The 25,008-nt window shown below is 73.7% G+C and carries 25 protein-coding genes, 1 tRNA gene and 2 pseudogenes; 11 read left to right on the top strand and 17 right to left on the bottom strand.

The features are described 5' to 3' along the window. Positions 1-293 precede the first annotated feature (293 nt). Complete coding sequence (locus BX286_RS36155; protein ID WP_148710297.1) at positions 294-566, bottom strand: hypothetical protein; 273 nt, start codon at positions 564-566, stop codon at positions 294-296. 29 nt (positions 567-595) lie between these two features. On the opposite strand from BX286_RS36155, the gene BX286_RS28190 reads away from it, so the two are divergent. Continuing rightward, positions 596-668, top strand: a tRNA-His gene (locus BX286_RS28190). A gap of 63 nt (positions 669-731) precedes the next feature. Here BX286_RS28190 and BX286_RS28185 read toward each other — a convergent pair. The 4 genes from BX286_RS28185 to BX286_RS28170 form a co-directional block, all read right to left on the bottom strand. Continuing rightward, the gene (locus BX286_RS28185) at positions 732-1,487 is read right to left on the bottom strand and encodes an alpha/beta fold hydrolase (protein ID WP_121016636.1); all 756 of its coding nucleotides are present in this window, start codon (positions 1,485-1,487) and stop codon (positions 732-734) included. 80 nt (positions 1,488-1,567) lie between these two features. Next, a complete protein-coding gene (locus BX286_RS28180) occupies positions 1,568-1,906 on the bottom strand; it encodes an XRE family transcriptional regulator (protein ID WP_079430306.1) in 339 nt (112 codons plus the stop codon). Further along, positions 1,903-2,202 (bottom strand): type II toxin-antitoxin system RelE/ParE family toxin, encoded by a 300-nt coding sequence (locus BX286_RS28175; RefSeq protein WP_261993529.1) that lies wholly within the window; start codon positions 2,200-2,202, stop codon positions 1,903-1,905. Before BX286_RS28175 ends, BX286_RS28180 begins: the two co-directional genes overlap by 4 nt. A 63-nt stretch (positions 2,203-2,265) precedes the next feature. Next, a complete protein-coding gene (locus BX286_RS28170; RefSeq protein ID WP_100862630.1) occupies positions 2,266-4,326 on the bottom strand; it encodes a phosphocholine-specific phospholipase C in 2,061 nt (686 codons plus the stop codon). 334 nt (positions 4,327-4,660) lie between these two features. Here BX286_RS28170 and BX286_RS28165 point away from each other — a divergent pair, with 334 nt between their 5' ends. Continuing rightward, positions 4,661-6,517: a GTPase-associated protein 1-related protein gene (locus BX286_RS28165; RefSeq protein ID WP_121016634.1), complete on the top strand. Its 1,857-nt coding sequence runs from the start codon at positions 4,661-4,663 to the stop codon at positions 6,515-6,517. A gap of 57 nt (positions 6,518-6,574) precedes the next feature. On the opposite strand, the gene BX286_RS28160 is transcribed toward BX286_RS28165, so the two are convergent. The 6 genes from BX286_RS28160 to BX286_RS28135 form a co-directional block, all read right to left on the bottom strand. After that, positions 6,575-8,113: an ABC transporter substrate-binding protein gene (locus BX286_RS28160; protein ID WP_100862632.1), complete on the bottom strand. Its 1,539-nt coding sequence runs from the start codon at positions 8,111-8,113 to the stop codon at positions 6,575-6,577. Further along, positions 8,110-10,215 (bottom strand): hypothetical protein, encoded by a 2,106-nt coding sequence (locus BX286_RS28155; protein ID WP_079430302.1) that lies wholly within the window; start codon positions 10,213-10,215, stop codon positions 8,110-8,112. Before BX286_RS28155 ends, BX286_RS28160 begins: the two co-directional genes overlap by 4 nt. A gap of 181 nt (positions 10,216-10,396) precedes the next feature. Then, positions 10,397-10,804 (bottom strand): peptide-methionine (R)-S-oxide reductase MsrB, encoded by a 408-nt coding sequence (msrB, locus tag BX286_RS28150; RefSeq protein WP_079430301.1) that lies wholly within the window; start codon positions 10,802-10,804, stop codon positions 10,397-10,399. Positions 10,805-10,819: 15 nt separating this feature from the next. Beyond that, on the bottom strand, positions 10,820-12,214 hold the full coding sequence (gene murC, locus BX286_RS28145; RefSeq protein ID WP_079430300.1) for a UDP-N-acetylmuramate--L-alanine ligase: 1,395 nt from the start codon (positions 12,212-12,214) through the stop codon (positions 10,820-10,822). Positions 12,215-12,280: 66 nt separating this feature from the next. Then, the gene (locus BX286_RS28140; RefSeq protein ID WP_079430299.1) at positions 12,281-12,748 is read right to left on the bottom strand and encodes an indole-3-glycerol phosphate synthase; all 468 of its coding nucleotides are present in this window, start codon (positions 12,746-12,748) and stop codon (positions 12,281-12,283) included. 148 nt (positions 12,749-12,896) lie between these two features. Next, positions 12,897-13,679: a pyrimidine reductase family protein gene (locus BX286_RS28135; protein ID WP_079430298.1), complete on the bottom strand. Its 783-nt coding sequence runs from the start codon at positions 13,677-13,679 to the stop codon at positions 12,897-12,899. Between the two features lie 36 nt (positions 13,680-13,715). Here BX286_RS28135 and zapE point away from each other — a divergent pair, with 36 nt between their 5' ends. The 5 genes from zapE to BX286_RS28110 all read left to right on the top strand — a co-directional run bounded on the left by zapE (position 13,716) and on the right by BX286_RS28110 (position 18,625). Next, positions 13,716-14,822, top strand: a complete 1,107-nt coding sequence (zapE, locus tag BX286_RS28130) for a cell division protein ZapE (protein ID WP_079430297.1) — start codon at positions 13,716-13,718, stop codon at positions 14,820-14,822. Positions 14,823-14,884: 62 nt separating this feature from the next. Further along, positions 14,885-15,310, top strand: coding sequence for an OsmC family protein (locus tag BX286_RS28125; RefSeq protein WP_079430296.1), 426 nt, complete (start codon positions 14,885-14,887; stop codon positions 15,308-15,310). A gap of 156 nt (positions 15,311-15,466) precedes the next feature. Beyond that, positions 15,467-16,807 (top strand): alkaline phosphatase PhoX, encoded by a 1,341-nt coding sequence (locus BX286_RS28120; protein ID WP_121016632.1) that lies wholly within the window; start codon positions 15,467-15,469, stop codon positions 16,805-16,807. Positions 16,808-16,811: 4 nt separating this feature from the next. Then, positions 16,812-17,696, top strand: coding sequence for a PPK2 family polyphosphate kinase (locus BX286_RS28115; protein WP_100862638.1), 885 nt, complete (start codon positions 16,812-16,814; stop codon positions 17,694-17,696). 47 nt (positions 17,697-17,743) lie between these two features. Beyond that, the gene (locus BX286_RS28110; protein ID WP_079430293.1) at positions 17,744-18,625 is read left to right on the top strand and encodes a polysaccharide deacetylase family protein; all 882 of its coding nucleotides are present in this window, start codon (positions 17,744-17,746) and stop codon (positions 18,623-18,625) included. Between the two features lie 7 nt (positions 18,626-18,632). Here the strand turns inward: BX286_RS28110 and BX286_RS28105 are convergent, their stop codons facing one another. The 3 genes and pseudogenes from BX286_RS28105 to BX286_RS28090 form a co-directional block, all read right to left on the bottom strand. Further along, complete coding sequence (locus tag BX286_RS28105; RefSeq protein ID WP_121016631.1) at positions 18,633-19,289, bottom strand: ABC transporter; 657 nt, start codon at positions 19,287-19,289, stop codon at positions 18,633-18,635. A 422-nt stretch (positions 19,290-19,711) separates the two neighbouring features. Then, a pseudogene (locus BX286_RS28095) lies at positions 19,712-20,449 on the bottom strand (ATP-binding cassette domain-containing protein); the annotation flags it as partial. Continuing rightward, positions 20,446-21,120: an AIM24 family protein gene (locus tag BX286_RS28090; protein WP_079432014.1), complete on the bottom strand. Its 675-nt coding sequence runs from the start codon at positions 21,118-21,120 to the stop codon at positions 20,446-20,448. The gene BX286_RS28090 and the pseudogene BX286_RS28095, both read right to left, overlap by 4 nt. A 71-nt stretch (positions 21,121-21,191) precedes the next feature. On the opposite strand from BX286_RS28090, the gene BX286_RS28085 reads away from it, so the two are divergent. Then, a complete protein-coding gene (locus BX286_RS28085; protein ID WP_079432013.1) occupies positions 21,192-21,941 on the top strand; it encodes an aminoacyl-tRNA hydrolase in 750 nt (249 codons plus the stop codon). 104 nt (positions 21,942-22,045) lie between these two features. Beyond that, positions 22,046-22,255, top strand: coding sequence for a hypothetical protein (locus BX286_RS28080; protein WP_079430292.1), 210 nt, complete (start codon positions 22,046-22,048; stop codon positions 22,253-22,255). Positions 22,256-22,318: 63 nt separating this feature from the next. On the opposite strand, the gene BX286_RS28075 is transcribed toward BX286_RS28080, so the two are convergent. From BX286_RS28075 to BX286_RS38085, 3 genes and pseudogenes are all read right to left on the bottom strand, one after another. Further along, on the bottom strand, positions 22,319-22,789 hold the full coding sequence (locus BX286_RS28075; RefSeq protein ID WP_079430291.1) for a hypothetical protein: 471 nt from the start codon (positions 22,787-22,789) through the stop codon (positions 22,319-22,321). Between the two features lie 13 nt (positions 22,790-22,802). Then, the gene (locus BX286_RS28070; protein WP_237293141.1) at positions 22,803-23,570 is read right to left on the bottom strand and encodes a DNA-binding protein; all 768 of its coding nucleotides are present in this window, start codon (positions 23,568-23,570) and stop codon (positions 22,803-22,805) included. A gap of 300 nt (positions 23,571-23,870) precedes the next feature. Further along, positions 23,871-23,951, bottom strand: a pseudogene (locus tag BX286_RS38085) (helix-turn-helix domain-containing protein); the annotation flags it as partial. A gap of 394 nt (positions 23,952-24,345) precedes the next feature. On the opposite strand from BX286_RS38085, the gene BX286_RS28065 reads away from it, so the two are divergent. Continuing rightward, the gene (locus BX286_RS28065; RefSeq protein ID WP_121016628.1) at positions 24,346-24,552 is read left to right on the top strand and encodes a hypothetical protein; all 207 of its coding nucleotides are present in this window, start codon (positions 24,346-24,348) and stop codon (positions 24,550-24,552) included. Between the two features lie 182 nt (positions 24,553-24,734). Further along, on the top strand, positions 24,735-25,007 hold the full coding sequence (gene tgmA, locus BX286_RS28060) for a putative ATP-grasp-modified RiPP (RefSeq protein ID WP_237293140.1): 273 nt from the start codon (positions 24,735-24,737) through the stop codon (positions 25,005-25,007). The last annotated feature ends 1 nt before the right edge of the window (position 25,008 follow it).

Raw genomic sequence — 25,008 nt, 5'->3', positions numbered from 1 at the left:
GTACGGTGTACCGGGCGCGGGGTGTCGAGCGGTACGGCGGCCCCGGCGCCGGAGCCCGCCGCGGCGCGGCAGCAGGACGAGGCCGTGCCGGCGGTGGCGAGGGCGCACGGGGCGTGCAGGTCGGTGCCGTCGTGGCGCAGGGCGGTGCGCGCTGAGCCGTGGGCGGGGGTGAGGTCGTCCAGCCGGACGGCGGCGCGCCGGGCGAAGGGGCGGCCGGCCGGGAGGAGGGGGCCAGTGCCTCCTCCGCGACCCCGGTGACCTGCACCGGGGCCACGTCGGGCAGCCGGAGGGGGTCACCGGGGGGCGGCGAGGCCGTCGACGGGCCCGAGGCCACAGTCCCCGGCGGCGAGGGCGGCGGCCACCTGGCGCGGCGGCATGACGTGCAGGATGCCGCCGACGGCGGGGAGGGCGCCGAGCAGGCGGAGGCCGACGGCAAGGGTGCCCCGCCCGGGCGGGACGGCGGCCAGGCACAGCACGTCGGCCCGGCCGCGGGCCTGGCCGGTAGCCGGGACGCCGGATAAGGCGTCGCGGAACCACCCATCTGATCGGCTATGCTGTGCTTGCACGACGAACGGGTGGTCCGCCGCCCTTCGTGGTGGGTGTAGCTCAGTTGGTAGAGCACCTGGTTGTGGTCCAGGTGGCCGCGGGTTCGAGTCCCGTCACTCACCCTTTCTTCCCCGTAGGGGGTACGAGGTCCGCCTCGTACCCCCTACGGGCGTTTGTGGCGCCCGTCACCCGCGGAGGAAGGCCTCCACCTCCGTGACGAAGGCCACTGGGGTCTCGTGGGGCGGGTAGTGGCCGGCGCCGGGGATCGTGACGACCGTGCAGTCCGGGTACCAGGCCTGCCAGGTGGCGCGCATCACATCGGCGGTGAGGGCGAGGTCGTACTCCCCGACGAGGACGAGGACCGGGACGGTGTTGCCCTTGACGGCGGGGGTCAGGTCGCGGGGCTGCCAGTCGGCGAGGTAGCCGGCGAAGGCCTCGGGGCGGGAGACGGCCAGGGAGTGGGCCACCATCCGGTCCAGCCAGTGGCGGCTCGCGCGGTGGCCGGTGACGAGGTCGAGGATGGCGCGGCGCTTGCCGGGGTCCTCGGCGGCGCCGTGGAAGAGGGCGTGGGTGGCGTCGTCCATCTCGTAGGGCGCGGCCGGGACCGGGCACAGACCGATCAGCTTCTCGATCCGCTCGGGTGCGCGTACCAGGACCTGCTGGACGGCCTTGCCGCCCATGGAGTGGCCGAGGAGGGAGAAGGTGTCCCAGCCGAGCTGGTCTGCGAGTTCGAGGACGTCGTCGGCGATCTCGGGGAGGGTGTGGCGGCCGGTGACGTCGCGGCGTTCGCCGTAGCCGCGGTAGTCGAAGAAGGCGTACGAGAACCCTTCGGGGTCCAGGTAGTCGAGCACGGAGCCCCAGTTGGCGGAGGTCCCGAACCAGTCGTGCAGCACGATGACGCGGACGGGGCCGGTGCCGATCCTGCGGTGGGCGATGGCCATGCGTTCTCCCTCGGTGACGGGGATGTGGGAACCGACGCCGTTCGTTCTGCCCACCGCGCCTACGATCACACCGCCCGGCGTCACGCCACCGTGTACTCGGTGTCCCCGAAGTCCGCCACGACGCGCAGGTGTCCGCCGATCGCCTCCACGTAGGACCTCAGCGTGGCGACCTCGGTCCGGTCCATGTCACCGTTCTCGATCGCCGACACGCGCGGCGCGGAGACGCCCATGGTCTCGGCCACGTCCCTCTGGGTCAGGGCCTGTTCCTGCCGGATCTCGGCGAGCCGGTACGCCCGGACCTCGGCCAGGAGCCGGTCCATCGCCGCCCGCTTCTCGGCGGCCGACCGGACGGGCAGCCCCTCGGCGGCACGGCGCTCACGCACCTGCCGCTTCGCTTCCTCCCAGCCGATGCCGTTCATTCGTACTCCCTGGTGTCGAGCTCGGCGAGGTGAGCCTGGTACCGCTTCTCCGCGAGCGGGATAGCGAACAGGATCCGGATCTCGGTGGTGCCGGAGGAGCCTGGCCTCAGCTCCTTCATGTGGTGCTGCTCCGCGCCCTTGATGCGGTCGACGAGCGGCCGGCCGAGCGTGGGGCCGACCATCGCCAACGCATCGATGGCGTCCTCCACCTGCTCGGCGCTGCCCCAGTCCGTCCGCGCCAGTTCGTCGAACCATGCAGCCACCTCGCCCACGAGGATCACTTCCCATTGCGCCACGCCCGCGAAGTTAACGCAAGCGTTAACCTCGCGGGCGGGATGCGGGCGGGTTACCCGGAAGGATCAGACGGTCTTGATCGCCGGGTCCGAGACGCCCGGGGCGCCCGTCTCGACGTGGCCCGCGAAGCGGCGCAGGAAGGTGCTGTCCGCGTCGGAGACCACCGTCACGTCGTACCAGCGGCCCGAGGCGCGCAGGTCGACGGTGTAGGAGACGCTGGCGCCCGGGTTGACCTTGAAGGTCTGGGCGGCGCCGCCGTAGGCGTTGGTGACCGTCAGGTTCACCGCGGTCGTGCCGCCGTTGGTCATGGTCAGGGCCAGGTTGCCGGTGGCGTCCGCGTGGCGGGCCGTGACCTCGGGGCCGGCCTTCTTCGCCGGGCCCTTCCAAGTGCGCAGGAAGCCGTTGGGGCCCCAGACCGTGAGGTCGATCTTGTTGCCGGTGGAGCTGCTGGTGCTCCAGGTGTCCGAGAGGGTCTTGCCCGCCTCGACGGTGTAGGGCCAGGGGCCGTCCGTGCGGTTGCCGGAGGTGCTGTGGAAGTGGGCGCCGAGGTTCGGGCCGGAGGAGAAGGTGAGCGTGAACTTGCCGGTGGAGACGGTGCGGGCGCCGTCCACGTACGGGCTGTAGCCCAGGGCGCGGGTCGGCTTGGAGCCGGCCTCCTGCTTGGGCAGGGTGCCCGTCGCCGGCGGGACCGGGTGGTAGGAGGGGTGCGTGTTGTGGTCCGGCGGGACGTAGCCGGCGGTGGAGGGCAGGGACGCGGGGGTGGCGTCGGCCTGGGTGAAGTCGAACGCCGAGGTCAGGTCGCCGCAGACGGCCCGGCGCCAGGGCGAGATGTTGGGCTCCTGCACCCCGAACCGCTTCTCCATGAACCGGATCACCGAGGTGTGGTCGAAGGTCTCGGAGCAGACGTAGCCGCCCTTGCTCCACGGGGAGACCACGATCATCGGGACGCGGGGGCCCAGGCCGTAGGGGCCGGCCGTGTAGCCGCCGCCACCGGCGTACAGGTCGCGGGTGACGTCCGCCGTGGACAGGCCCCAGGCGGAGGAGGCCGGCGGGTACGGGGGCACGACGTGGTCGAAGAAGCCGTCGTTCTCGTCGTAGGTGATGAAGAACGCCGTCTTCGCCCACACCGCCGGGTTGGCGGTCAGCGCGTCCAGGACCTGGGAGATGTACCAGGCGCCGAAGTTGACCGGCCAGTTCGGGTGCTCGCTGAACGCCTCGGGGGCGGCGATCCAGGAGACCTGCGGCAGGGTGCCGTTCACGACGTCCGCGCGCAGCTTGTCGAAGTAGCCCTCGCCCGCCTTGGCGTTCGTGCCGGTGCGCGCCTTCTCGTACAGGGCGTCGCCGGGCTGGGCGTTGCGGTAGTTGTTGAAGTACAGGAGGGAGTTGTCCCCGTAGTTGCCGCGGAAGGCGTCGCCGATCCAGCCCCACCCGCCGGCGGCGTTCAGGCCGTCGCCGATGTCCTGGTAGATCTTCCAGGAGACCCCCGCCGCCTCCAGGCGCTCCGGGTAGGTCTTCCAGCCGTAGCCCGCCTCCTGGTTGCCGAGGACGGGGCCGCCGCCGGTGCCGTCGTTGCCGGTGTGGCCCGTCCACATGTAGTAGCGGTTGGGGTCGGTGGCGCCGATGAAGGAGCAGTGGTAGGCGTCGCACACGGTGAAGGCGTCGGCGAGGGCGTAGTGGAACGGGATGTCGTTCCGCGTCATGTACGCCATCGTCGTGGTCGTCTTGGCGGGGACCCACTTGTCGTACTTGCCGTTGTTGTACGCCTGGTGGCCGCCGGCCCAGTCGTGGTTGAGGCCTTCGACGAACTGCATGCCGAGGTCGTTGACCTCCGGGTGGAAGGGGAGGATGTCCTTCGTCCCGTTGGACTGGTAGAAGACCGACTTTCCGTTGTCCTGGAGCACGGGCCGCGGGTCCCCGAAGCCGCGGACGCCCTTCATCGAGCCGAAGTACTGGTCGAAGGACCGGTTCTCCTGCATGAGGACGACGATGTGCTCGATGTCCTGGATGGTTCCGGTGCTGCCCTGCGCCGGTATGGAGGCGGCGCGGGCGATGCTCTCGTTCAGCATCGCGGCGGCGGCGGTGCCGCCGGCGATCTGGAGGAACCTGCGTCGGTTCAGTTCAGCCATGGTGTGACGACCTCTGGGGGTGGAGGGGGGAGTCGGGCGCCCCAAGGACAGCGGCTCCGGGGTACCGGACGGAAATCCCTGTCTGACGTCGGGCCGTACAACGGGCGAACGGAAGCCGCCGGTGGCGGAACTCCCGAACGGCCCGCGCATCTGGTGGAATGACCTCCCACAGACAGCACGGGGGGGCGCGGGGCATGGCGGGGAACGGGGCCGGTCATACCGTGCGCTCCGGGGGCGGAACGGTTCGGGGAACGACGGTAAGGGGAAGCGGGCGTCCCGCAACAGACCCTGACGGCACGTCAGTCGCCGGTGACGGCGGGTGGGAGGGGGGAGCGTGAGCCTTCCACAGCTGCACTACGACGGCGTGACCGGCTTCGCCGCCGTGACGCCCGGGGTGCCGGAGGCGCTGCTGCGCGAGGCGGAGCCGATCCTGGCGTACGAGCCGCCGCCGGGCCCCGGGTGTCCCGAGGCGCTGAGCCTGAGCCTGCTGTCGGACGGCAGCCGGCTGCTGGCCCGGGCGGTGCGCACCGCCTCCGGGTTCCACGCGCACGCCGTGCACCTCCCCGGGGAGGCCGGGGGCGCCCTGCCGGTCACCGCCTGGGGTTCGGCGGGGTGGCGGGAGCGGGCCCCGGCGGACGGGCCGTTGCCGGTGCCGTTGCCGGCGCTCGACCGGATACCGCCGCCGGGGCCCTACGACCCGGCCGCCATGGCGGAGTTCGTCGCGGCCCGGGGGGCGTGGCTCGCCGCGTTCTTCGACGACGTGCGCCGGGTCGCGGAGGAGCCGGGCGCGCCGCGGATCGTGCTGGTGGAGGCGGACCCCGCGGACGTGGCCCGGTGGGTCATGCTGGCGTGCGGGGTGCTGCCGCATGCGCGCGGCCGGCGGCTGAGCTTCACCACGTACACGCGGCGCCCGCTGTCCGCCCCGCAGCAGCTGGTCGGGGTCCTGCCCGAGGACGCCGGTGTGCCGGCCGGCGGAGGACGGCGCCACCGGGTGTACGACGCCGGCCGCGGGGCGGCTCCCGAGGCGCCGCGGGGTCCGGCGGCGCTGTGGGCGCGGACGGCCGCCGCGGTCTGGCGGGCCGGCCGGCCGGAGCTGTTCGCCGAGGTGCGCCGGCTGCCCGGGGAGCCGTACGGGGCGGGCCCGCTGGCCGCGCTCGCGCTGGCGGCCGGTGTCCCGCTGGGGTCGGCGGCCCGGGCGGCAGCCGCCGACTGGGCGGCCGGGCGGCCGGAAGCGCTGGACGGCGTACGGCTGCACGCGCTGGCGGGGGTGCTGGTGCGGCCGGGCGGGGAGCCGCGCGGGGCGGCGGAGGCGGCCGCGTCGCAGCGGCTGCTGGCGGCGCTGGACGCGGGGGCGCGGGGCGCGCTCGCGGCGGAGCTGGAGGCGGAGCTGCGGGCCGCGCCGGCCGACCCGGAGGGCGGGCCGGCCGGCCCGGCCACGCTGCTGGTGTCGGCCGCGGCCCTCGGCGCCGATACCGCCGGGCTGCTGCCGCAGGTGGCACGGAAGCTGGCACGGGGTCTGCTCGCGGACCCGGAGGGGGCGTACGGGGAGGAGATACGGGCCGCGCTGGCGCAGCTGCCGGCGCTGCGGGCCCTCGTGCTCGACCGGCTGGACGCCCTCGCGGCGGGCGATCCGCCCGCCGGGGCACGGCTGTTCGCCCACACCGGGCTCCGCCTGGGCACGGCGGAGCCTCTGCCGCACCTGCGCATGTGCGCCCGGGGCCGCCCGCCGGGGGACCGGGTCGTGGCGCTGGACACCCTGTTGCGGGAGGCCGGCGTCTCCCCGTACGCGGAGCCGCTGGTCCTGCGGACCGGCATGCGCCTGGTGTGGGGGGACGTGCCCCCGACGCCGGTGGAGGCCCGCCTCCTCCTGGCCACGACGGGCGCCCCGGTGCACGGCCGCGCGGGCACCTGGGACCTCCTGGCCCACGCGGCGGCCGATGCCCCGGCCGGCGACCCGGACGCCCCGGCGCTGGCGGCGGACCTGCTGCGGCACTTCGGCGAGGACCTCCCGGCGGAGCTCGGGGAGCGGCTGGGGGAGCGGGCGAAGGCCTCCGTCGCCCTCCCCGACCTGCCCGCCCCCTGGCGCCCCGCCCCGCCCCGCGCCACCGCCGGCCGTCCGAAACCGGGCGTCTTCGCCCGGCTCCGCGCCCGTCTCGACGGCTCCGGGACCCCGCCCGGGGCGGCGGGCTGAGCCGCGGCCGTCTCCCCCTCCCCCGGCCGCGGCCTCGGCTCCGCGCCCGCCTGCGGATCAGCCGTCGCTGCTGATGCTGCAGTTGGCGTCCGGAGCATGCCCGGCCGGCCAGGCGGTCCGGTCGAACACCGCGGTCCTGGTCGTCGGGTCGAGATGGACGATGGGCACGGCCTTGTTGCGGGGGTTGCCGTACTGGTCGAGGCAGATCCAGCCGCTGGCGCCGTCGACCCGGTTGGTGCCGTGCAGACGGAGCCAGCTGTCGCGGACCTCGGTGAGGCCGGGCATCTTCACGGCGCCGACCGTGTCGTTGCGGATGCCCGCGACGGCGGTGGTGACCGCGTCGTACGTGATGATGATGCGGCCGTCGGACAGCGACGCGGGTCCGATCGAGGGCCCGGACGACGGCTGGGCGTCGTGCAGGAGCGAGGCGAGTTCCCGGAGGGCGTCCTTGGAGCCGCCGGTCGCCTCGGTGCTGCCCTCGCCCCACGCGTCGGGGTGGGCGAGCGCCGCGTAGCGCACGGTGATCCCGGCGCCCTTGGTCAGGGCGTTCCACTGGTCCGCGAACTTCTCGTCGACGGTCAGGGTGGAGGCGTGCGAGCCGGTGACGACCGTGTAGTGCTTGTCGCAGTTGCGGCCTCCCAGCTCGATGAGGAACTGGCGCAGCTGGACGGGCCGGCCGGCGAAGTAGATGGTCTTGGCGTTGGACGAGCAGATGTCCGGGACCATCTGGTGGAAGTCGTTGGCGAGGTTGCCCTCTTCGGTGAAGTCCTGCGGTGAGCGGAAGGTCTCCGGGGCGTTGGGCGCGCCCGTGGCGAGCTTCTCGAAGGTCCCGCGCAGGGTGGTGAGGTAGTTGTCGCCCTCGCGGATGTCCTCGACGACCATGGTCTCGGCGGGTTTGATGTCCGCCCCGTACGACCCGAGGGCTTGCGCCTGGTCGGTGTTGCTGGGGGCGATGCGGGCCAGGCCGGGGTAGGCGTTGTCGGCGCCGTTCTTGATGTCGTCGGCGGTCATGGGTCCGGCGACGACCGGGATGCCCTTGTCGTGGGTGAGGTAGCGGACGGTCTCCGCGGTTTCCCTGAGGCTGATGTTGATGCCCGCGACGGCCCTCAGGTTCTCCTTGTCGGACGCCGCGGCCTTGACGAGGGCGTCGGCGACGGGCCGCCAGTACGCGTAGTTCCGGCCGGGGTTGGCGAGCACCAGCCGGATCGGCGGCTGCTTGCCGTTGGCCCGGTGGTTGGCGCGGTACTGCGCGAGGTAGGCGCCCTGGACCTGCTCGACGAACTCGCGCTGTTCGGCGGCGTTGTCGGAGGTCATCGGGATCATCAGGGCGATGGTGGCGGGGTTCTTGCCCGCGACGCTGTCGTTCTCGGCCTTGATGCGGCCGAAGACCGGGGCGAGGGGCTTGGCGAAGGAGTAGCCGCCGTCGGTGACGCCGGTGCACTCGTGGCGGGGTCCGCGCCGCTCGACTCCGGTGGCGCAGGACGGGTCGTTCCTGATGACGCCGTTGTAGAGGAAGTAGCCGCCGGCGCCCACGGCGACGGCGAGGACGGCGATCACCACGGCCCGGTAGAGAGGGCCGTCGGGAAGCAGCTTCATGGGGCGGACTCTCCGTAGGTGGGCAGGTGCGGCGCCTGGCGCCAGTGGCCGAGGAGCGTCGGCCATTCCTCGTGCGCCCGGTAGAGGACCTTCTGGGCGGCGGGGGCGCTGCTCTGGGCCATGGCCAGGGTGAGCAGTTGGAGCCTGATGGTGCTGATCAGGTCCTGCTGGGGTGCCACGAGGGGCGGGGACTGCGCCCACAGGGCGGATACGAGAAGCCGTACGGCCCGGTGCACGGGGTCGTTGTCGGCCGCGCAGGCCCGGCAGACCGCGGTGAACTCCGGCGGCGGGGGCAGGACCTGCGGGGGGCGGGGCGCGGCGCAGACCAGGTTGAGGGCGGCGAGCCAGTCGGGGGCGTCCTGCTCGGCGAAGCGGCGGTGCAGGGCGTGGACGACGAACTCCTCCTCGCCGAGGGCGAGCGAGTGGTGCAGGAACCGGACGTCGGGCCGGTCGGCCGCGGTGCCGCGTCCCTGCGGGTCGTAGAAGGACCGCAGCCGCAGGTGGACGTGTTTCCACTGCTCGCCGAGGGGCGTCGCCTGGGTGAGGGCGGTGAGCCGGTGCAGGAGCAGCGCGCGCAGGGTGGGGTCGCCGACGAACGGACCGCCGGTGCCGGGCCAGGGGTGGCGCCCCCAGTACCCGTCCCGCAGCTCGGCCTCGGCCTCCAGCACGGGTACCCCGCCGGGGTCGTCCGGGGGGTAGCCGGCGGCGAGGCGGTGCACCGCCTCGTTGTCGAGGGCGGGTGAGTAGTACGTCAGGCGCCGCCGGGCGACCTGCCCGGGGAGCAGCGTCGCGAGGATCCGCTCGTTCACGGTCGTACCGGGCTCGGGGTCGGCCGGCAGGTCGAGCAGGTCGACCGGGTCGAAGGTGCCGGCCGCGTCGTGGAGGAGGCGCATGCGCAGCCGGGCGGCCTGGACGAGGGCGTGGGCGGTGCCGGCCCGCCCGGCGCTGAGCCGGTGGATCACCTGGGCGGTCCGGGGAGCCGGCCTGTCCTCCCCGAACATCTGCTTGACCTCGTCGAGGGTCAGCGGCGCGAGCGGCAGGTGCGCCAGCCATCCGGCCGGTGCCGCGGGTCTGTCCGCCCGCCAGAAGGCGCCGGGCGCGCTGCGGGTCGAGGGGGCGGTGTCCTCGGGGTCCGGAACGGGCGGGTCCTGGCTGAGTACGGTGGCGACGACGGCCGGGCGCAGGGCCCGCTTGCCCGCGGCCTCCTCGTGCCAGACGCGTGCCAGCTCGTCCAGGAAGGCCGCACCCGTCGGGGTGTGGGCGTTGTCGAGGAGCAGCAGGGGGCGTGGCACCCGGTTCATCGTGTTCAGCCGGCCGTAGTGGTCCGCGACGTCCGCGAGGAGGGCGGCCAGCAGGTGCCGCTCGGCGTGTTCGCGGTCCTCCGCGTCGCCGCGGAAGGTCATGGCCAGCTCGGTCAGCTGGGCGAGCCCGTCGCCGGGGCGGCCCACGCGCCGGGCCTCCCACCATTTGAGGCCGTCCTTGTTGGCGCGGGGTCCGAGCAGTTCGGTGGCGACGATGCGCAGCAGGGGCCGCACCAGCTCCTCGACGCCCGGAGGTATGCCGCCCACCGCCGGCAGCGCTCCGGCCACCTCGTCGATCCAGCCCAGGACCCTCTCGTTGCGCGCCTGCTGGTCCGGCTGGCTGGCCCGCTGGAGTTCTCCGAGGCGCTGGCGTGCGGCGGGTATCTCGGAGGGGCGCACCGGCTCCCAGCTGGTGATCGCGAGCAGCCCCTGGACCAGCCGGGGGAAGGACAGCTTCCCCCCGAATTCGCTCGGCTTCTGGCTCAGCCCGTCCATCAGGTAGAAGAGCAGGTCCGAGGTGCGCGAGGCGTTTCTGGGGGCTTCGCCGTCGGCCGGGGCGGCGAGCCCCGGCTGGCCGAAGTGGTCCGCGTCGAGATCCGCGTACGCCTGCGGGACGCGGTGCGCGTACTGGTCGGACAGTGCCTTCAGCAGGGCGCTCTTCCCCGATCCCCGGCCGCCGCCGCACACGAGCAGGAGCGGCGTCCCGTCCGGGATGCGTAATCGCTTCGGCCCGTTCGGCTCCAGGCCCACCAGGGACGGAACCACGGCGTTCAGTACCGCAGAGCGTCCGTACAGCGTCACCGCGACCCCCCAGTCCTCCGGCTTCGCGGTGCACGCAGCGCCGCGCTGGAAGGAGACTAAGGGAGGCCGTCAACTCACCGGTGGCATATGGGCGCTGACAATGCCTCAGTTATGCATTCGTGACGCCGGGCGGCACCGGGGACGGCGCGGGCGCCGCCTCCGGCCCCCGGCCGGCCCCCGGTCAGCCCTCGGTCGGGGTGAGGCGGAGGGAGATCGAGTTGATGCAGTAGCGCTGGTCCGTGGGGGTCGGGTAGCCCTCGCCCTCGAAGACGTGGCCGAGGTGGGAGCCGCACTTCGCGCAGAGGACCTCCGTGCGGACCATGCCGTGGGAGGTGTCCGCCCGCAGTTCCACCGCCTCGGTGTCCTTCGGGTCGTAGAAGGACGGCCAGCCGCAGTGGGAGTCGAACTTTTCCGAGGAGCGGAAGAGCTCCGCGCCGCAGGCGCGGCAGGAGTAGACGCCTTCCGTCTTGGTGTCCGTGTACTCGCCGCGGAAGGCCGGCTCGGTGCCCGCCAGGCGCAGTACCTGGTACTCGGACGGGGTCAGCTCCGCCTGCCACTGCTCGTCCGTCTTCTGGACCTCGTACGCCATGACGCTCCCGCTCCCTCAGTCGGCGAGGCGGGCGAGGATCCGGGGTCCCAGATCCGTGACGTCGCCCGCGCCCATGGTGAGAACGAGATCGCCGGGCTTGGCCATTCCCGCGATCACGTCGGCGACGGCGCCCTTGTCGTGCTCGGGGGTGACGTCGGCGCCGGCGGTGCGGGCGGCGGCGATGATGATCTCGCTGGTCACGCCGGGTACCGGGTCCTCGCGGGCCGGGTAGATGTCGAGGACGACGGAGGCGTCGGCGAGGGCGAGGGACTGGCCCATCTCCTTGCCGAGCTCCTGGGTGCGGGAGAAGAGGTGCGGCTGGAAGACGACCAGGATGCGGGAGTCCCCGGCGGCGCCGCGGATGGCCTCCAGGTCGGCGGTCATCTCCGTGGGGTGGTGGGCGTAGGAGTCGATGACCTGGACGCCGGCCGCCTCGCCCTTGAGCTGGAGGCGGCGCTTGACGCCGGTGTACTTGCCGAGGGCGGAGGCCAGGTTGTGGGCGGGGATGCCGAGGGCGACGCCGGCGGCGAGGGCGGCGACGGCGTTGTGCGCGTAGTGGCGGCCCGGCACGGAGACGGTGAAGGTGAGCGGGCGCCCGTCGAGGAGGACGGTGACCTCGCTGGTCAGGCCGCGCGGGGTGATCTTGGTGATGCGGACGTCGGCGTCCTCGGCCTCGCCGTACGTGACGACGTTCAGGCCCTCGCGGCCGGCGACGCGGCGGGCGATCTCGGCGGCGCCGGCCTGGCCGTGGGCCACGACGAGGGTGCCGCCGGGGACGACCTTGCCGACGAAGGTCTCGAAGGACTCGTAGATCTCGTCCATCGAGGCGTAGTTCGCGTGGTGGTCGAGCTCCGCGTTGAGGATGATCGCGACCTGCGGGGCGTACTTGTGGAAGCTGCGGTCGCTCTCGTCCGCCTCGGCCACGAAGATGTCGCCCTCGCCGTGGTGGGCGTTGGAGCCGGGGGCGTCCAGGTCGCCGCCGATGGCGTACGAGGGGTCCAGGCCCAGGGCGGAGAGGGAGACCGCCAGCATGGACGTGGTGGTGGTCTTGCCGTGGGTGCCGGCGACCGCGATCGGGCGCAGGCCGTCCATCAGGGCGGCGAGGGCGTCGGAGCGGTGCACGACGGGGATGCCGAGCTCGGCGGCTCGGGCCAGCTCCGGGTTGTCGGCGCGGATGGCGCTGGAGACGACCACGCAGGTGGATCCGGGGGCGAGGTGCCCGGCGGCGTGCCCGATGTGGACCGTGGCGCCGTGGGCGCGCAGCGCCTCGGCGGTCTCGGAGTCACGGGCGTCGCTGCCGGCCACCTGTGCGCCGCGCTGGGCGAGGATCTTCGCGATGCCGGACATGCCGGCGCCGCCGATGCCGATGAAGTGGGGCCGTTCCATCGCGGTCGGCAGGCCGGGCTTCATTCAGGTCGCTCCAGGATCGAGTGCGGGGCCCGCGGGGGCGGGCCCGCGGGGTGTGTCCGCCCCAGCCTATTCGTTGTGGGCGAAGAGCTTGAGCACCGGAACCCCGACCTTGTGCCGGGCGCGGGAGGCCCAGTCCCGGTGGAAGAACTCCTCGACGAAGTGGGGGGCGGTCAGGACGATCACCTCGTCGGCGTCCGTCTCGTCCACGACGCTCTTGAGGTGGTCGAGGGGGTGGTTCTCGATGATCTGGCCGACGGCCGTGGCGCCCTTCCTGCGCAGGGCCGCCAGGGAGTGTTCGAGTGCTTGTGCGGCGGGGCCCCGGGCGGCCTCGCCCTCGGGTACGTCGGCCTCGCGAAGGGCTTCCGGGAGCTCACCGAGCGCCACGTCGTCGATGGCCCGGAGCAGTCGGTCCTGGTCGCCCCTGGGTTGCATGAGGACGACGAAGGAGACCGGGTCGTCTCCGTGCAGGGTGGTGACGAAGTCCACGTCCACCGTGGTCAGCGGCTGCTCGATCATCAATACGCTCGTGAACACGGACGCCCTCTCCTTCATGCGCCGAGGCCGGTCGGCCGGCCCCTGCGGAAACCATCCTGCCCCGCTGTGGCGCGGGGCGTGCGCAGGTATATGTGCCCAGCTACGTACCCGTCGGAAGCTAAGCGGAACGCGAAATTCCGCTCCCCTGTCAGATCCGACGGTAGCTCGTGAAGAGGAACCCGGCCTCTTCCAGCACGGAGGCCGGCGCGAGCCGGTGCGGAACCGTGACGGAGGGCCCGCCGGCGATCCGCTGGGCGTCGCCCGCGGTGAGCATCGGGGAGACCGTCAGGCACAGCTCGTCCAGCACGTCGGCGGCCACGAACTGCCCCAGCAGCCGGGGCCCGCCCTCGGTCAGCTGACGGCCCAGCCCCCGCGCGGCCAGCTCCCGTACGGCCCGCGCCGGGTCCACGGCGGCCCCCTCGCCCGCCACCACGACCTGGGCCCCGGCCGCGGTGGCCTCGGCGACCCGGTCGGAGGGGGCGCCGGCGCCGGTCAGCAGCAGGGTGGGCACCAGAGGGGAGGTGAACAGCGGCAGGGTGAAGTCCAGGTCCAGGCTCGCGCTGACCACGGCGATGGCCGGGGCGGGGCCCTGTCCGGCGGCCTCGCGGCGGGCCGCGAAGGCCTCACGGGCCCGGGCCGGGCGGTAGCCCTCCTGGCGAACCGTTTCCGCGCCGGCGATCACCACGTCGGCCAGGGCCCGCAGGGTACCGAAGATCCGCATGTCGGTCTCGCCGGAGATGGGCTGCGAGCGCCCGTCGTGCTGGGCGGCCCCGTCCAGGGTCGACACCATGTTCGCCCGCAGCCAGTGCGCGCCGGGGGCCAGCTCGGGGTAGGCGTAGGCCTCGGCCAGCTCGTCCAGAGACCACTCGCGGTCGGCCGTGGCCCCGGAGGGGCCGGGTGTCTGATCGGTCACAGGGAACAGGCGTCGCATCGGTGCAGTGTGACACGCCCCGTAGAGTTAAGAGCTGTGTCAACATCACTCTCCACCTCCGGTCCTGCCTCCGGGCAGCCCCCGATAGCCGACGCGGGCCCGCTGGCCCTGTGCGCCCGCGAGCCGCGGGTGCCCGCCGAACGGCTGGTGGCCGAGATGGTCCCGCCGCCGCGCTTCGACTCGGTGCGCTTCGACACCTACAACCCGGACCCGGCCCAGCCCAGCCAGGCCGAGGCCGTCACCGTGCTGAGCGGCTTCGCCGCAGGGCTCGGCGGAGCCCACGCCAGCGGCGCCGGCAAGCGCAAGTGGTTCCAGAAGAAGGCGCCCGCCCCGGCCGCCGGCCCGCGCGGGGTCTACCTCGACGGCGGCTACGGCGTCGGCAAGACCCACCTGCTGGCCTCCCTCTGGCACGCCACCCCGGCCGAGCCCGCACTCAAGGCCTTCGGCACCTTCGTGGAGCTGACCAACCTGGTCGGCGCGCTCGGCTTCCAGCAGACCGTGCAGACCCTGGGGGGACACCGGCTGCTGTGTATCGACGAGTTCGAGCTGGACGACCCGGGCGACACCGTGCTCGTGTCCTCCCTGCTCAGCCGCCTGGTCGAGCAGGGCGTGGCGCTGGCGGCCACCTCCAACACGCTGCCCGGCAAGCTCGGCGAGGGCCGCTTCGCCGCCGCCGACTTCCTGCGGGAGATCCAGGGGCTGTCCGCGCACTTCCGGCCGCTGCGCATCGACGGCCAGGACTACCGCCACCGCGGCCTGCCCGAAGCCCCCGCGCCCTTCTCGGACGAGCAGGTCGCCAAGGCCGCGTACGCGACCCCCGGCGCGAGCCTCGACGACTTCCCGGGCCTGCTGGAGCACCTGGCCAAGGTGCATCCGAGCCGGTACGGCGCGCTCACCGACGGGATCGCCGCGGTCTGCCTGACCGACGTCGTCCCGGTGCCGGACCAGTCGACGGCGCTGCGCCTGGTGGTGCTGGCCGACCGGCTCTACGACCGGGAGGTGCCGGTCCTGGCCTCCGGCGTGCCCTTCGACAAGCTGTTCAGTGAAGAAATGCTGGCCGGCGGTTACCGGAAGAAGTACTTCCGAGCCATATCGCGGCTCACCGCGCTCGCCCGCGACGCAAAACCCCTGGTGTCCCAGTAGGTTGGGCACGGCCGGGACGCTTTCGCGACCCGGCCGTATCCACTTCCATGAAGGGACCCGCCATGGCCACCACGCGTACCGCGCACACCGAATGGGAAGGCAACCTGCTCAAGGGCGCCGGTGTCGTCACCCTCGACTCCTCGGGCCGGGGCTCGTTCGAGGTCTCCTGGCCCTCGCGCGCCGAGGCCGCCAACGGCAAGACCAGCCCCGAAGAGCTGATCGCCGCCGCGCACTCCAGCTGCTACTCGATGGCGCTCTCCCACGGCCTCGACGGCGCGGGCACCCCGCCCACCCGGGTGGAGACCAAGGCCGACGTCACCTTCCAGCCCGGTGAGGGCATCACCGGCATCCACCTGACCGTGCGCGCCGAGGTCCCCGGCCTGGACGCGGAGGGCTTCGCCGCCGCGGCCGAGGACGCGAAGAAGAACTGCCCGGTCAGCCAGGCCCTGACCGGTACGACGATCACCCTGAGCGCCGAGCTCGTCTGATCCCCTCCCCCTCCGCCGCCGGGCCCCGCGCGTACGCCGCGCCGGGGCCCGGTGGGGTGAGGGGGACGGTGGCGCGCACGCGTCGCGGGGGTGGCGGGGGTCCGGCGTGGTACGACGGGCTGGTCACATCTCCACCCACGCACCGGGGAGTCGCCGATGTCCGTCTCCCGACGCAGCCTGCTCGCGGCCGGCGCGGTCGCCTTCAGCGGCGCTCTCGGCCCGCTGTTCGCCTCCGGCGGCGCCCGGGCTTCCGCCCGGGGGTACGGACCGCTCCTGCCTGATCCCGGCGGCCTGCTCGACCTGCCGGCCGGCTTCTCGTACCGGGTGCTCTCACGCGCCGGGGACCCGCTGCGCTCCGGGGAGGGCACGGTGCCGTCCCACTGCGACGGCATGGCCGCCTTCGGCGCGGGCGGCGGCCGGGTGCGCCTGGTGCGCAACCACGAGAACCGGGCCGACGCCGCCCTGCGCGTCCCCGCCGTGGACGGGCTGACGTACGACCCCGGGGCCCTGGGCGGCTGCACCGCCCTGGAACTGGACCCCGGCGGCCGGGTCACCGCCGAGCGGGTCGCCCTGGCCGGGACGGCCGTCAACTGCGCTGGGGGCCGCACCCCCTGGAACACCTGGCTGAGCTGCGAGGAGACCGAGGACCGGGCCGGTGCCAACGGGTACGCCCGCGACCACGGGTACGTCTTCGAGGTCGACCCCGCCGACCCGCACCGGCTGGGCGCCGTCCCGCTGACCGCGCTGGGCCGCTTCGCCCACGAGGCCGTGGCCGTGGACCCGTACCGGGGCGTGGTCTACGAGACCGAGGACGCCTTCGTCAGGCCCTTCGGCCTCTTCTACCGCTTCCTGCCCGCGCGCCCGCTCGGCGGCCCCGGCTCCCTGCGGGCCGGCGGCACGCTGGAGGCCCTGCGCGTGCCCGGGGTGCCCGACCTGTCGGTGGTGGACCGGCCGGGGGCGGAGTTCCCGGTGGAGTGGGTGCCCGTCCCGGACCCCTCGGCGGCCGGGACCCCGATCCGCTTCCAGGACTTCGGCCCGGGCGGGATCACGCACGCCCAGAAGCTGGAGGGCTGCTACTGGGGCGGGACGGGGGTCTGCTTCGTCTCCAGCTACGCCCGGGGCTCCGAGGGCGCCTCGGCCGACCACCACGGGCAGGTGTGGCACTACGATCCGCTGCGCGCCCGGCTCCGGCTGGAGGTGCGCTTCGGGCCGGCCGCCGACACCGGCCTTCCGGGGGACTCCCCCGACAACATCTGCCTGGCCCCGGACGGGGGGCTGATGGTGTGCGAGGACGGCGGCGGGGACCAGTACGTCTTCGGGGTGACCCCGGCCGGGGAGGTCTACCCGGTGGCGCGCAACGCCCAGGACGTCGGGAAGCCGGGAGCCCCCGCGTGGGGGGAGTTCGCCGGGGTCACCTTCTCCCCCGACCGGCGGACGATGTACGTCAACGCGTACACGCCCGGCACCACGTTCGCGGTGACCGGACCGTGGCGCTGACGCCGTGACCCGGGGGAAGGGGAAGGGGGCCGAGGGCGGGAAGGCCGGCGGGACCCCGCTGCGGGAGCTGCTGCGCGTCGGGGGCGGCGGCCGGGTCGACCTCGGGGCGTATGACAGCTCCGCGATCCCGGCCGGCCCGACGGACAAGGACGCCGGGCGGGCCGCCACGGACGCGCTGGCCGGGCCGCTGGCCGGCCTCCAGGAACGGCTGTACGCCGCCGGCACCGCCGGGGACCGCCGCCGGCTGCTGCTCGTGCTCCAGGGGATGGACACCTCCGGCAAGGGCGGCACGGTGAAACACGTCACCGGCCCGCTCAACCCCGCCGGCTGCCGCGTCACCGCCTTCAAGGCACCCACCGCCGAGGAGCGGGAACACCCCTTCCTGTGGCGCGTCGAGAAGGCCCTGCCCCGTCAGGGCGAGATCGGCGTCTTCGACCGCTCGCACTACGAGGACGTGCTGATCGCCCGGGTCCGCGCGCTCGTGGCCCCCGAGGTCGTGGAGCGCCGGTACGAGGAGATCAACGCGTTCGAGCGCTCCCTCGCCGAGGACGGGGTGACCGTGGTGAAGGTCTTCCTCCACATCGGTTTCGGGGAGCAGCTCCAGCGGCTGCTGCGACGGCTGGACCGCCCCGACAAGCGCTGGAAGTTCGATCCGGGCGACATCGAGGAGCGCCGGATGTGGCCGGCGTACCAGGAGGCGTACGAGCGGGTCCTGGAGCGCTGCTCCCCTGCGCAGGCGCCCTGGTACGTGGTGCCCGCGGACCGCAAGTGGTACCGGAACTGGGCGGTCGCCAGACTGCTGCTGGAGCATCTGGAGGAGATGGACCCGCAATACCCCGCGGCCACCTTCGATGTCGAGGCGTGCCGCGCCCGGCTGATTGCCGGATAGTCATATATTTTGCATGGGTGACCCTTTCTGCACGCAAAGTTACCGTCATGGGCGCCGTGGCCGCGCTCGGCGCCTTCCTGACGGGATGCGGGGCCGGCGCCGGCGCCCCCCAGGGCGCGGGCCAGGCCCGTATGGGCACCCCCGCGGCCTCCGGCCCCGCCGCCACCGCGGCCTCCCCCTCCGCATCCGCCCCTCCCTCCGCCTCCCCGCAGGCCGGCGGGCCCGCCCGGGTCCCGACCCTGGCTCCCGGGCCGGGCGGCCTGACGCCGGTCTTCGAGCGGGCCCGGCAGCGGACCGAGAAGACCGTCGCCCTGACCTTCGACGCCGACATGACCTCCGACCAGGGTCCGCGCGCCGCCTCGGGCGAGCGCTTCGACAACCCCGAGCTGATCGCGAGCCTGCGCCGGCTGAAGGTGCCGGCCACGGTGTTCATGACGGGCCGCTGGGCGGAGGAGTACCCGGACCAGGCGAAGGCCATCGGCACGGACCCGAACTTCGAGGTCGCCAACCACTCCTACAGCCACCACGCCTTCAAGTCCCCCTGCTACGGGCTGCCCGCGCTCGACGCGCCCGCCGCCAGGGCCGACGTGGACCGGGCCTTCGCCGCCTTCAAGAAGGCCGGAGCGGTCAACACCGTGCCGTACTTCCGCTTCCCCGGCGGCTGCTACGACGAGCAGGCCCTGCGGGCCCTCGCCCCCGCCAAGGTGACCGCCGTGCAGTGGGACGTGGTCAGCGGGGACGCCTTCGCCAAGGACCCCGACGCCGTGGCGGAGCAGGTGCTGGCCGGGGTGAAACCGGGCTCGGTGGTGGTCATGCACTGCACGCACAGCGCGGCGCCGGTCACCGAGCAGGCCGTCGAGAAGATCGTGCCGGAGCTGCGCAAGCGGGGGTACCGCTTCGTGAAGGTGTCGGAGCTGATGGGGAAGTAACGTTCCATCACCCCCGGCGTGCGACGGCCGCGCACGCCACCGCCCCGGCCGCCCCGGCGAGCAGGAGGGCCCCGGCCGGCAGGCCCGGCGGGAGGGCCGGCTCGGGGGCGCCCGCCCGCGCGGCGCCGATCAGCACGGACACCGCGACGCGGGCCGGGGAGAAGGGCGCCACCCAGGCCAGCAGGGAGCCGAGGCCCGCCCCGAGGACGGCAAGGCCGCGCCCCGGCAGCAGGGGCGGGCCGCACACTGCGCCCACGGCCGCCCCCGTCAGCGCGCAGACGCCGACGGCCACCGCCCCGGTGAGGGCCGCCCGGACGGGGGCGTGCCCGGCGGGGTCGCAGACCAGCAGGGTGTAGGCGGCGGCGAGCAGCCCGGTGAGCAGGGCCCCGCCCAGGCCGGTCAGCAGGGCCGCGGCGTGCGCCCGGGCGGGGCCGGCCGCGGCGGCGGTGCAGGCGCGGGCGGCGGGGGGCTCGACGGTGGCGCAGACGCGGACCAGCCAGGCCGTCAGCGGGACCAGCCCGGCGGCGGCGTAGCCGAGGGAGTCCAGCGTCCGGTCGCCGGGCTGGATACCGATGGCCATGAAGACGGCGTACACCGCGAAGGGGGCGAGCCAGCCCTGGGAGCGGATCAGCAGCGCCCCCTGGTAGCGGAGCAGGGCGGTCACGGGAGTTCCTCCACGGAGCGGATGTGCCAGGGCGGCCGGGCGGTGAGCAGCGCGCGCAGCACGGCGTCCGAGCGGTCGGCGCCAACGGTCAGCAGGATCCCGCCCCCCGCGTCGGGGACCGCACCCGGCGGCGGGACGCTGCCGGGCGGCCCGGCGGCGCGGATCCGCACGACCGCCACCCCCGGCCCTCGGGCGGGCACGCCGGCCGGGACGCCGGGCGCGCCGGTCTGTACGCCGGGGGCGTCGGCCCGGGCGCCGGGGACGTCGGCCCGGGCGCCGGGGGCGTCGGCCCGTACGCCGAGCACGTCGGCCCGGACCACGGCCACGTCGGCCCGGACCACGGCCTCGTCGGCCCGGCCGCCGAGGGCGCTGGCCGGTGCCACGGGCGGCTCGACCGGGACAACGGGCAGATCGGCCCGGACAACGGGCGCGCCGGCCCGTCCCGCGCGCTCCTCGCCCGATACCCCCGGGGCCCGGGACCCGGTACGCGCAGCGCCCGCGGCTGCCGGGCGGGCGGCCGCGGCACCGGGCCGGAGCTCCGGGGGCTCGGTGGCCTCCTCCAGCGTTCCGCCGCGCAGCCGGTAGCGGGCGTCGGGCAGGTCCGCGAGGCGGGTGGCGTCGTGGTCGACGAAGACCACCGTGGCCCCGGCGGCGGTGCGTTCGGCGACGGCGCGGTCCAGTTCGGCGCGGGCGGCCACGTCGAGACCGGTCCAGGCTTCGTCGAGGACGAGCAGGCCGGGCTCGGCGAGCAGCGCCTGGACGACGGCCACCTTCTGGCTGCTCCCCTTGGACAGTTCGGCCAGCGGGGTGCGGGCGTGGGCCCCGGCGCCGAACCGCTCCAGCCCCTCGGCCCCCCGCCGGGCGGCCTCGGCGCCGGTCAGACCGTGCACCCGTCCGAGGTGGGTCAGGTAGCCCAGGGCCGTCAGCGGCAGGACGGCGGGAAAGCGCTCGGGGACGTAGGCGGTGCGGCGCGGGCGGCCGGTGATCCGGCCCTCGGTCGGGGCGTCGATACCCGCGAGGAGCCGCAGCAGGGTGGACTTGCCGCCGCCGTTGCCGCCCTCGATCCGGACCAGGGCGCCGGGCGGCAGATCCAACCCGACCCCGCGCAGCACCCAGGGCCGCCGCCTCCCGTAGCGGCGGCCCACTCCGGTCAGCCTCAGTGCGCCGCCGCCGTCTCGGTGAGCTCGCTGGGCCGGACGATGACGAAGCCCTCGCCGCGCAGCATCAGCTGGACGGCCTCACCGGAGCCGCCGCGGAGCATCGAGCCCAGCGACTGGGAGCGGTGCAGCCCGGTCTCCAGGTGGGCGCTCCAGCCGACGACCGCGTCCGTGTCCACGTACACCGGGGACTGCGCGGTGACCGGGATGATGATCGGGTTGCCGTCGCAGACGACGGCGAGCTTGCCGGTGCCGGTGAAGAGGCTGTTGAAGAGGCCGCCGCCGGTCATCCCGGCGCCCTTGACCATCTTGATCTCGTACGACAGCGTCGCGTCGAAGCACAGCACGTTGCGCCCGTTGATGGTGAGGGCGTCGCCGGGTTCGAAGTCGATGATGAAGCAGTTGCCGGCCTGGTGCGCAAACCAGGCCTCGCCCTGGCCTCGTACAGCCATCAGCGCAAGGCCCTCGCCCGTGACGGCCCGCTTGAGCATGCCGCCGATGCCCTGGCCCTTGCGCTCGAACTGGAGGTTGCCGCGGAAGGCGACCATGGAGCCCTGGCGGGCGAGCATCTCGCCGTTGACGGCGTACTTGACGGACTTGGCGTTCTGCAGGGACATCCCGGGCGCGGCGGCGGACTGGGCCAGGTTCTCGCTCGCGAAAAGGTCGCTCTTCATGGACATGATCCTCGCTCGGGCGGGCCACCCGGGACATCCTCCTGAAGACGGACCCTGGCATGCTTGACGGGATGAGCAGCCAGCACACGAACCAGACCTCAGAGGTACCCCCGGTGGGGTCGGACAGCCCCTTCCGCAAGGACCACGTACGGCGCGACGAGGCGCCGCAGTTCGTCCTGCCGCTGGTCGTACGGATCGAGAAGACCGAGCCGCCGGCCCGGACGGACGCCCTGGAGACGGCGGCCCGGGCGGTGCTGGTCCTCCTCACGGACGAGCGCGCGCACGGCGAGGGCGAATGGGCGCAGGCGGTCCGCGACTGGCAGGACGCCCGGATCCGCAAGGTGGTCCGCCGGGCGCGCGGCGCGGAGTGGCGCAAGGCGGCCACCCTGCCGGGCGTCACGGTCCACGGCGCCGCGTCCGAGGTACGGGTCTTCCCGCCGGTGCCCCTGGACGGCTGGCCCAAGGAGCTGGCCAAGCTCCAGGTGTCGGGTACCGACCTGGACGACCCGGAGCCGGCGCCCGCGCCGGAACCGGGCGTGCCGGTGCTGTGGCTGAACCCGGAGCTCGGCATGTCGGCCGGCAAGGCCATGGCCCAGGCCGGCCACGCGGCGCAGCTGGCCTGGTGGGAACTGACGGCGGCGGAACGCGGCCTGTGGCAGGCCTCGGGCTTCCACCTGGCCGTCCGCAGCGCCCCGCGAGAGCGCTGGGCGGAACTGAGCGGCAGCGGACTCCCGGTGGTCCGGGACGCGGGCTTCACCGAGATCGCTCCGGGCAGCTGCACGGTCGTCGCGGACCACCCGGCCCTGCGCGCCCGGCTGTAGCGCGCGCGACTCCGGCGGTCGGAGGGTCCGGGCATCACCGAGACCGTCCGGCCCCGCGGGTGAGCCCTGAGGAGTCCACCCGGGTCGCGGTCTAGCTTGCGGAGATGAGGGGCGAGATTCGTACGGGCTTCGCCGAGCTGCGCGGCGACCTGAGCCCCGCACTCCAGCGCACCGACCAGGCCGAGGCGGACATCGACGCCTTGGAGCAGCGGGTCGAGGCTCTGGAGCGGGCCCGCTGGCCACTCCCCTCCATCGCCGCGGTGACCGCTGTTGCTGGGCTCGGACTCACCCTGTACCAACTCGTGGCGAAGTAGGCCGCGTGCGCCCCCTCTCGGCCTTCGGGCTGGGAGGGGGTGCCCTCGTGCGTTCGGGGGACGTCAGCGACTTGCGCCCTCAGGCCAGAGAATCCGCACCGGAACGCCCGTGCGCTCGGCGTACGCCACCACGTCGGCTGTGCCCCCGTACCCCCAGGCCGGCTTCCCGTCCCAGACGGCCAGCAGCTCATCAACCAGGCCGACGAGGATCTCGCTACCGGCCATGTGCGCGGCGGAGTCGGAGGCGGCCATGCCGGTGCGGTGGACGTCGGCTGCGCGGTTCATCAGCTCGTCGTACGTGGGCCAGTGCTCGGCGGGCAGCCCTTCGCGGTACTGCTCCGCGGGGAGGACGACTTCGAGACGGCCGCCGTGGGCGAGGACATACTCGGCGAACCACGCGTCGGGGCCGTCCGCAATGCAGGAGACGCCCACCAGGTCGGCGCCGTGCTCCCTCACCGCGGCTTTGAGGAGGTCGCGTACCTTCTGCTCGACCTCGGCGCTCAGCCCTCGATGACCAGTGATCCCGACTCGCATTGCATGTCCTCCCCTACAGGCAGACGTCGTGCAGCCGCTCGTCGAACTCCCGAACCACCTTGGGCGCCGAGGCCGTTCGGTACGAACGGCGGACCGCGCGGGCACGGTCCACGATCCTCCCGGAACGGTACTGGAGCCCCGTGTCGAGCGCGCGGCCAGCGAACGCGAATGCGGCCTCGACCCGCCCGGCCGCCAGGTGGCCGGCGGCAATGTCGAGGATGAGGAGAGCCCGCTGTTTGGCGTGGCCGATGGCGAGGGTGTCCGTGTCGGCTTCCAGCACCCAGGTGGGCAGGCCGAGCCGGGCCCCGCAAGTGACTCGGGCGGCCGCCACCTTGATCTCGTTGAATGTGAAGACCCACGGCCATGGTGGCGGCTCTTCCGATCCCAACCGCGCGGCCAGGGCTCGGCTGTTTGTCAGCGCCCGGTCCGCAGCTCGCTCGTCACCCGCTGCGGCGTGGGCCAAGGCCTCGACCGACGACAGCCACGCGTCGGCGACTGCCGGCCTGCGCGCATCCAGGTGCTTGCGGGCGGTCCGCGTCCAGGACAGTGCCTGCGCTCCGTTGCCCGCGTCCGCTTCAAACTGTGCCATTGTGCCGGCCTGGTAGGCGGCGAGGAGGGGGTCCCCGGCCGCTCGCGCAGCCTTGATCGCCGAGCCATACCACATACGTGTGGAACCGTGATCGCCCATGTCCCACGACAGCCAGCCCACCAGGCTTGCGGCTTCGCTGCCGACGCCGGCGAGCCGGGCCCGCTCCTGGTCGCTGCTGGCGGTCTGGGCCACCTTCTGTACGAGCCGGAGGTGGGACTGAACGGCGTCGGCAAGATCGCGAGATGGTGTTGCCCCGTCCATCCGCCGGTACGAGGCGGTGCCGAGCCGCAGGGGCGCGGCCTGTCCTGGGCCCTCGCCTGGGTCTGGGAGGGCTGCCAGTATCGGGGTGGCGGCGGCTGCTCCTAGGCCGCTCATGAAGTTTCGTCGTTCCACGTGCTCGAACCCATCTCGTGTTGCCGCGTCGGCGAGGCCCACGAGGGAGCCGGGAATCCCCAGGCCTACGGCGGCCGCTGCCAGGACGTCTGTCGCGTATGCCCCAGGTCCTCGTTTCTCCAGCCGGGAGATGGCTGACTGGGACAGTCCGCACGCCTGGCCTAACTGTGCCTGCGTCATGCGAGCGTCCTTTCGGACCAGCTCGATGACCTTGCCGTAGTCCTTCGCCCGCGACGCTTCTCGGACCGTCGGCGAAATCCTCAACGCGCCTGCCCCCAGTCTCGGGTTTCATCCGCTCCGGGCCCCTGCCCGTACCCGCTGCGCGCATATCCGTATGCGCATGCCGCATCGGAGATGGTCCCACGCCATCGTCTCGCCGTTGACTGGTCTCACCACCCGCTGACGACGGTAGGGAGCCACTGTGACAAGACCGCATCCCGTGGCGTGATGAGCCTGGACAATCCAGACGCCCAGGCCTCCACCACTGCCCCGCTCGCCTTGCCCAGCGCGGACCTACTCGACCGGGCCCGCATCGGCTGGGAGCGGTTTCTCAGCACCTTGTCGGCGGTGGCGGATGAGTGAGCGGTACGAGTACCAGCCGCACCGGCTGCTCTGGAAGCGCGTCCGCGACATCCCGTCCGGAGCCGAGGGCGTGCTGATGGCCGTCGTCACCGAGAACGTCTCGAACACAGGCATCGAGCACTGGGTGGACCTCGCCTACATCCGGAACGCGTCCGGACGCGAGTTCACCACCGCCGTCGAGAACGTCGAGCCGGCGTAACCCCGTTGGACTCGCCCAGCGAGTAGACCCCCGGCCGGCCGCGTGGAGTCGGCGCCACTCGGCCGACCGGGCCTCCCCTGCTGGCCGGCGCGCAGCCCCCAGCCGACCCCGCTCCTTGTGGGCTGCGCCCCGGCCCGCAGGGCCGACCAGCACCACTCACACTCATCGAGAGGAGCGCCACAATGCGCACCGCAACACTCACACTCCTGCCGCCATGGGCGATGCGGCTGGTCACCGACAGGCTCCCGATCGGCGCCCCGGCCTACGCGGCCGTGACGCTGGAGCCGTCCTCGCAGACCGCCGTCTACACCGACACCACCGGCCAGCGGGTCGAGATGGGTCAGCACGGCACCAACCAGACCAGCCCGACCACGTCCCAGTCCGGGGGCAGTGACGGGTCCAGCCCGCAGCCGCAGACCGCGGATGACTCCAACCCCGACTACAGCTCGGACTGAC

This window comes from Streptomyces sp. 3211.6, assembly GCF_003634815.1.
Classification (GTDB): Bacteria; Actinomycetota; Actinomycetes; order Streptomycetales; family Streptomycetaceae; genus Streptomyces; species Streptomyces katrae_A.
This window is presented reverse-complemented; position numbering and strand designations above follow the sequence as displayed.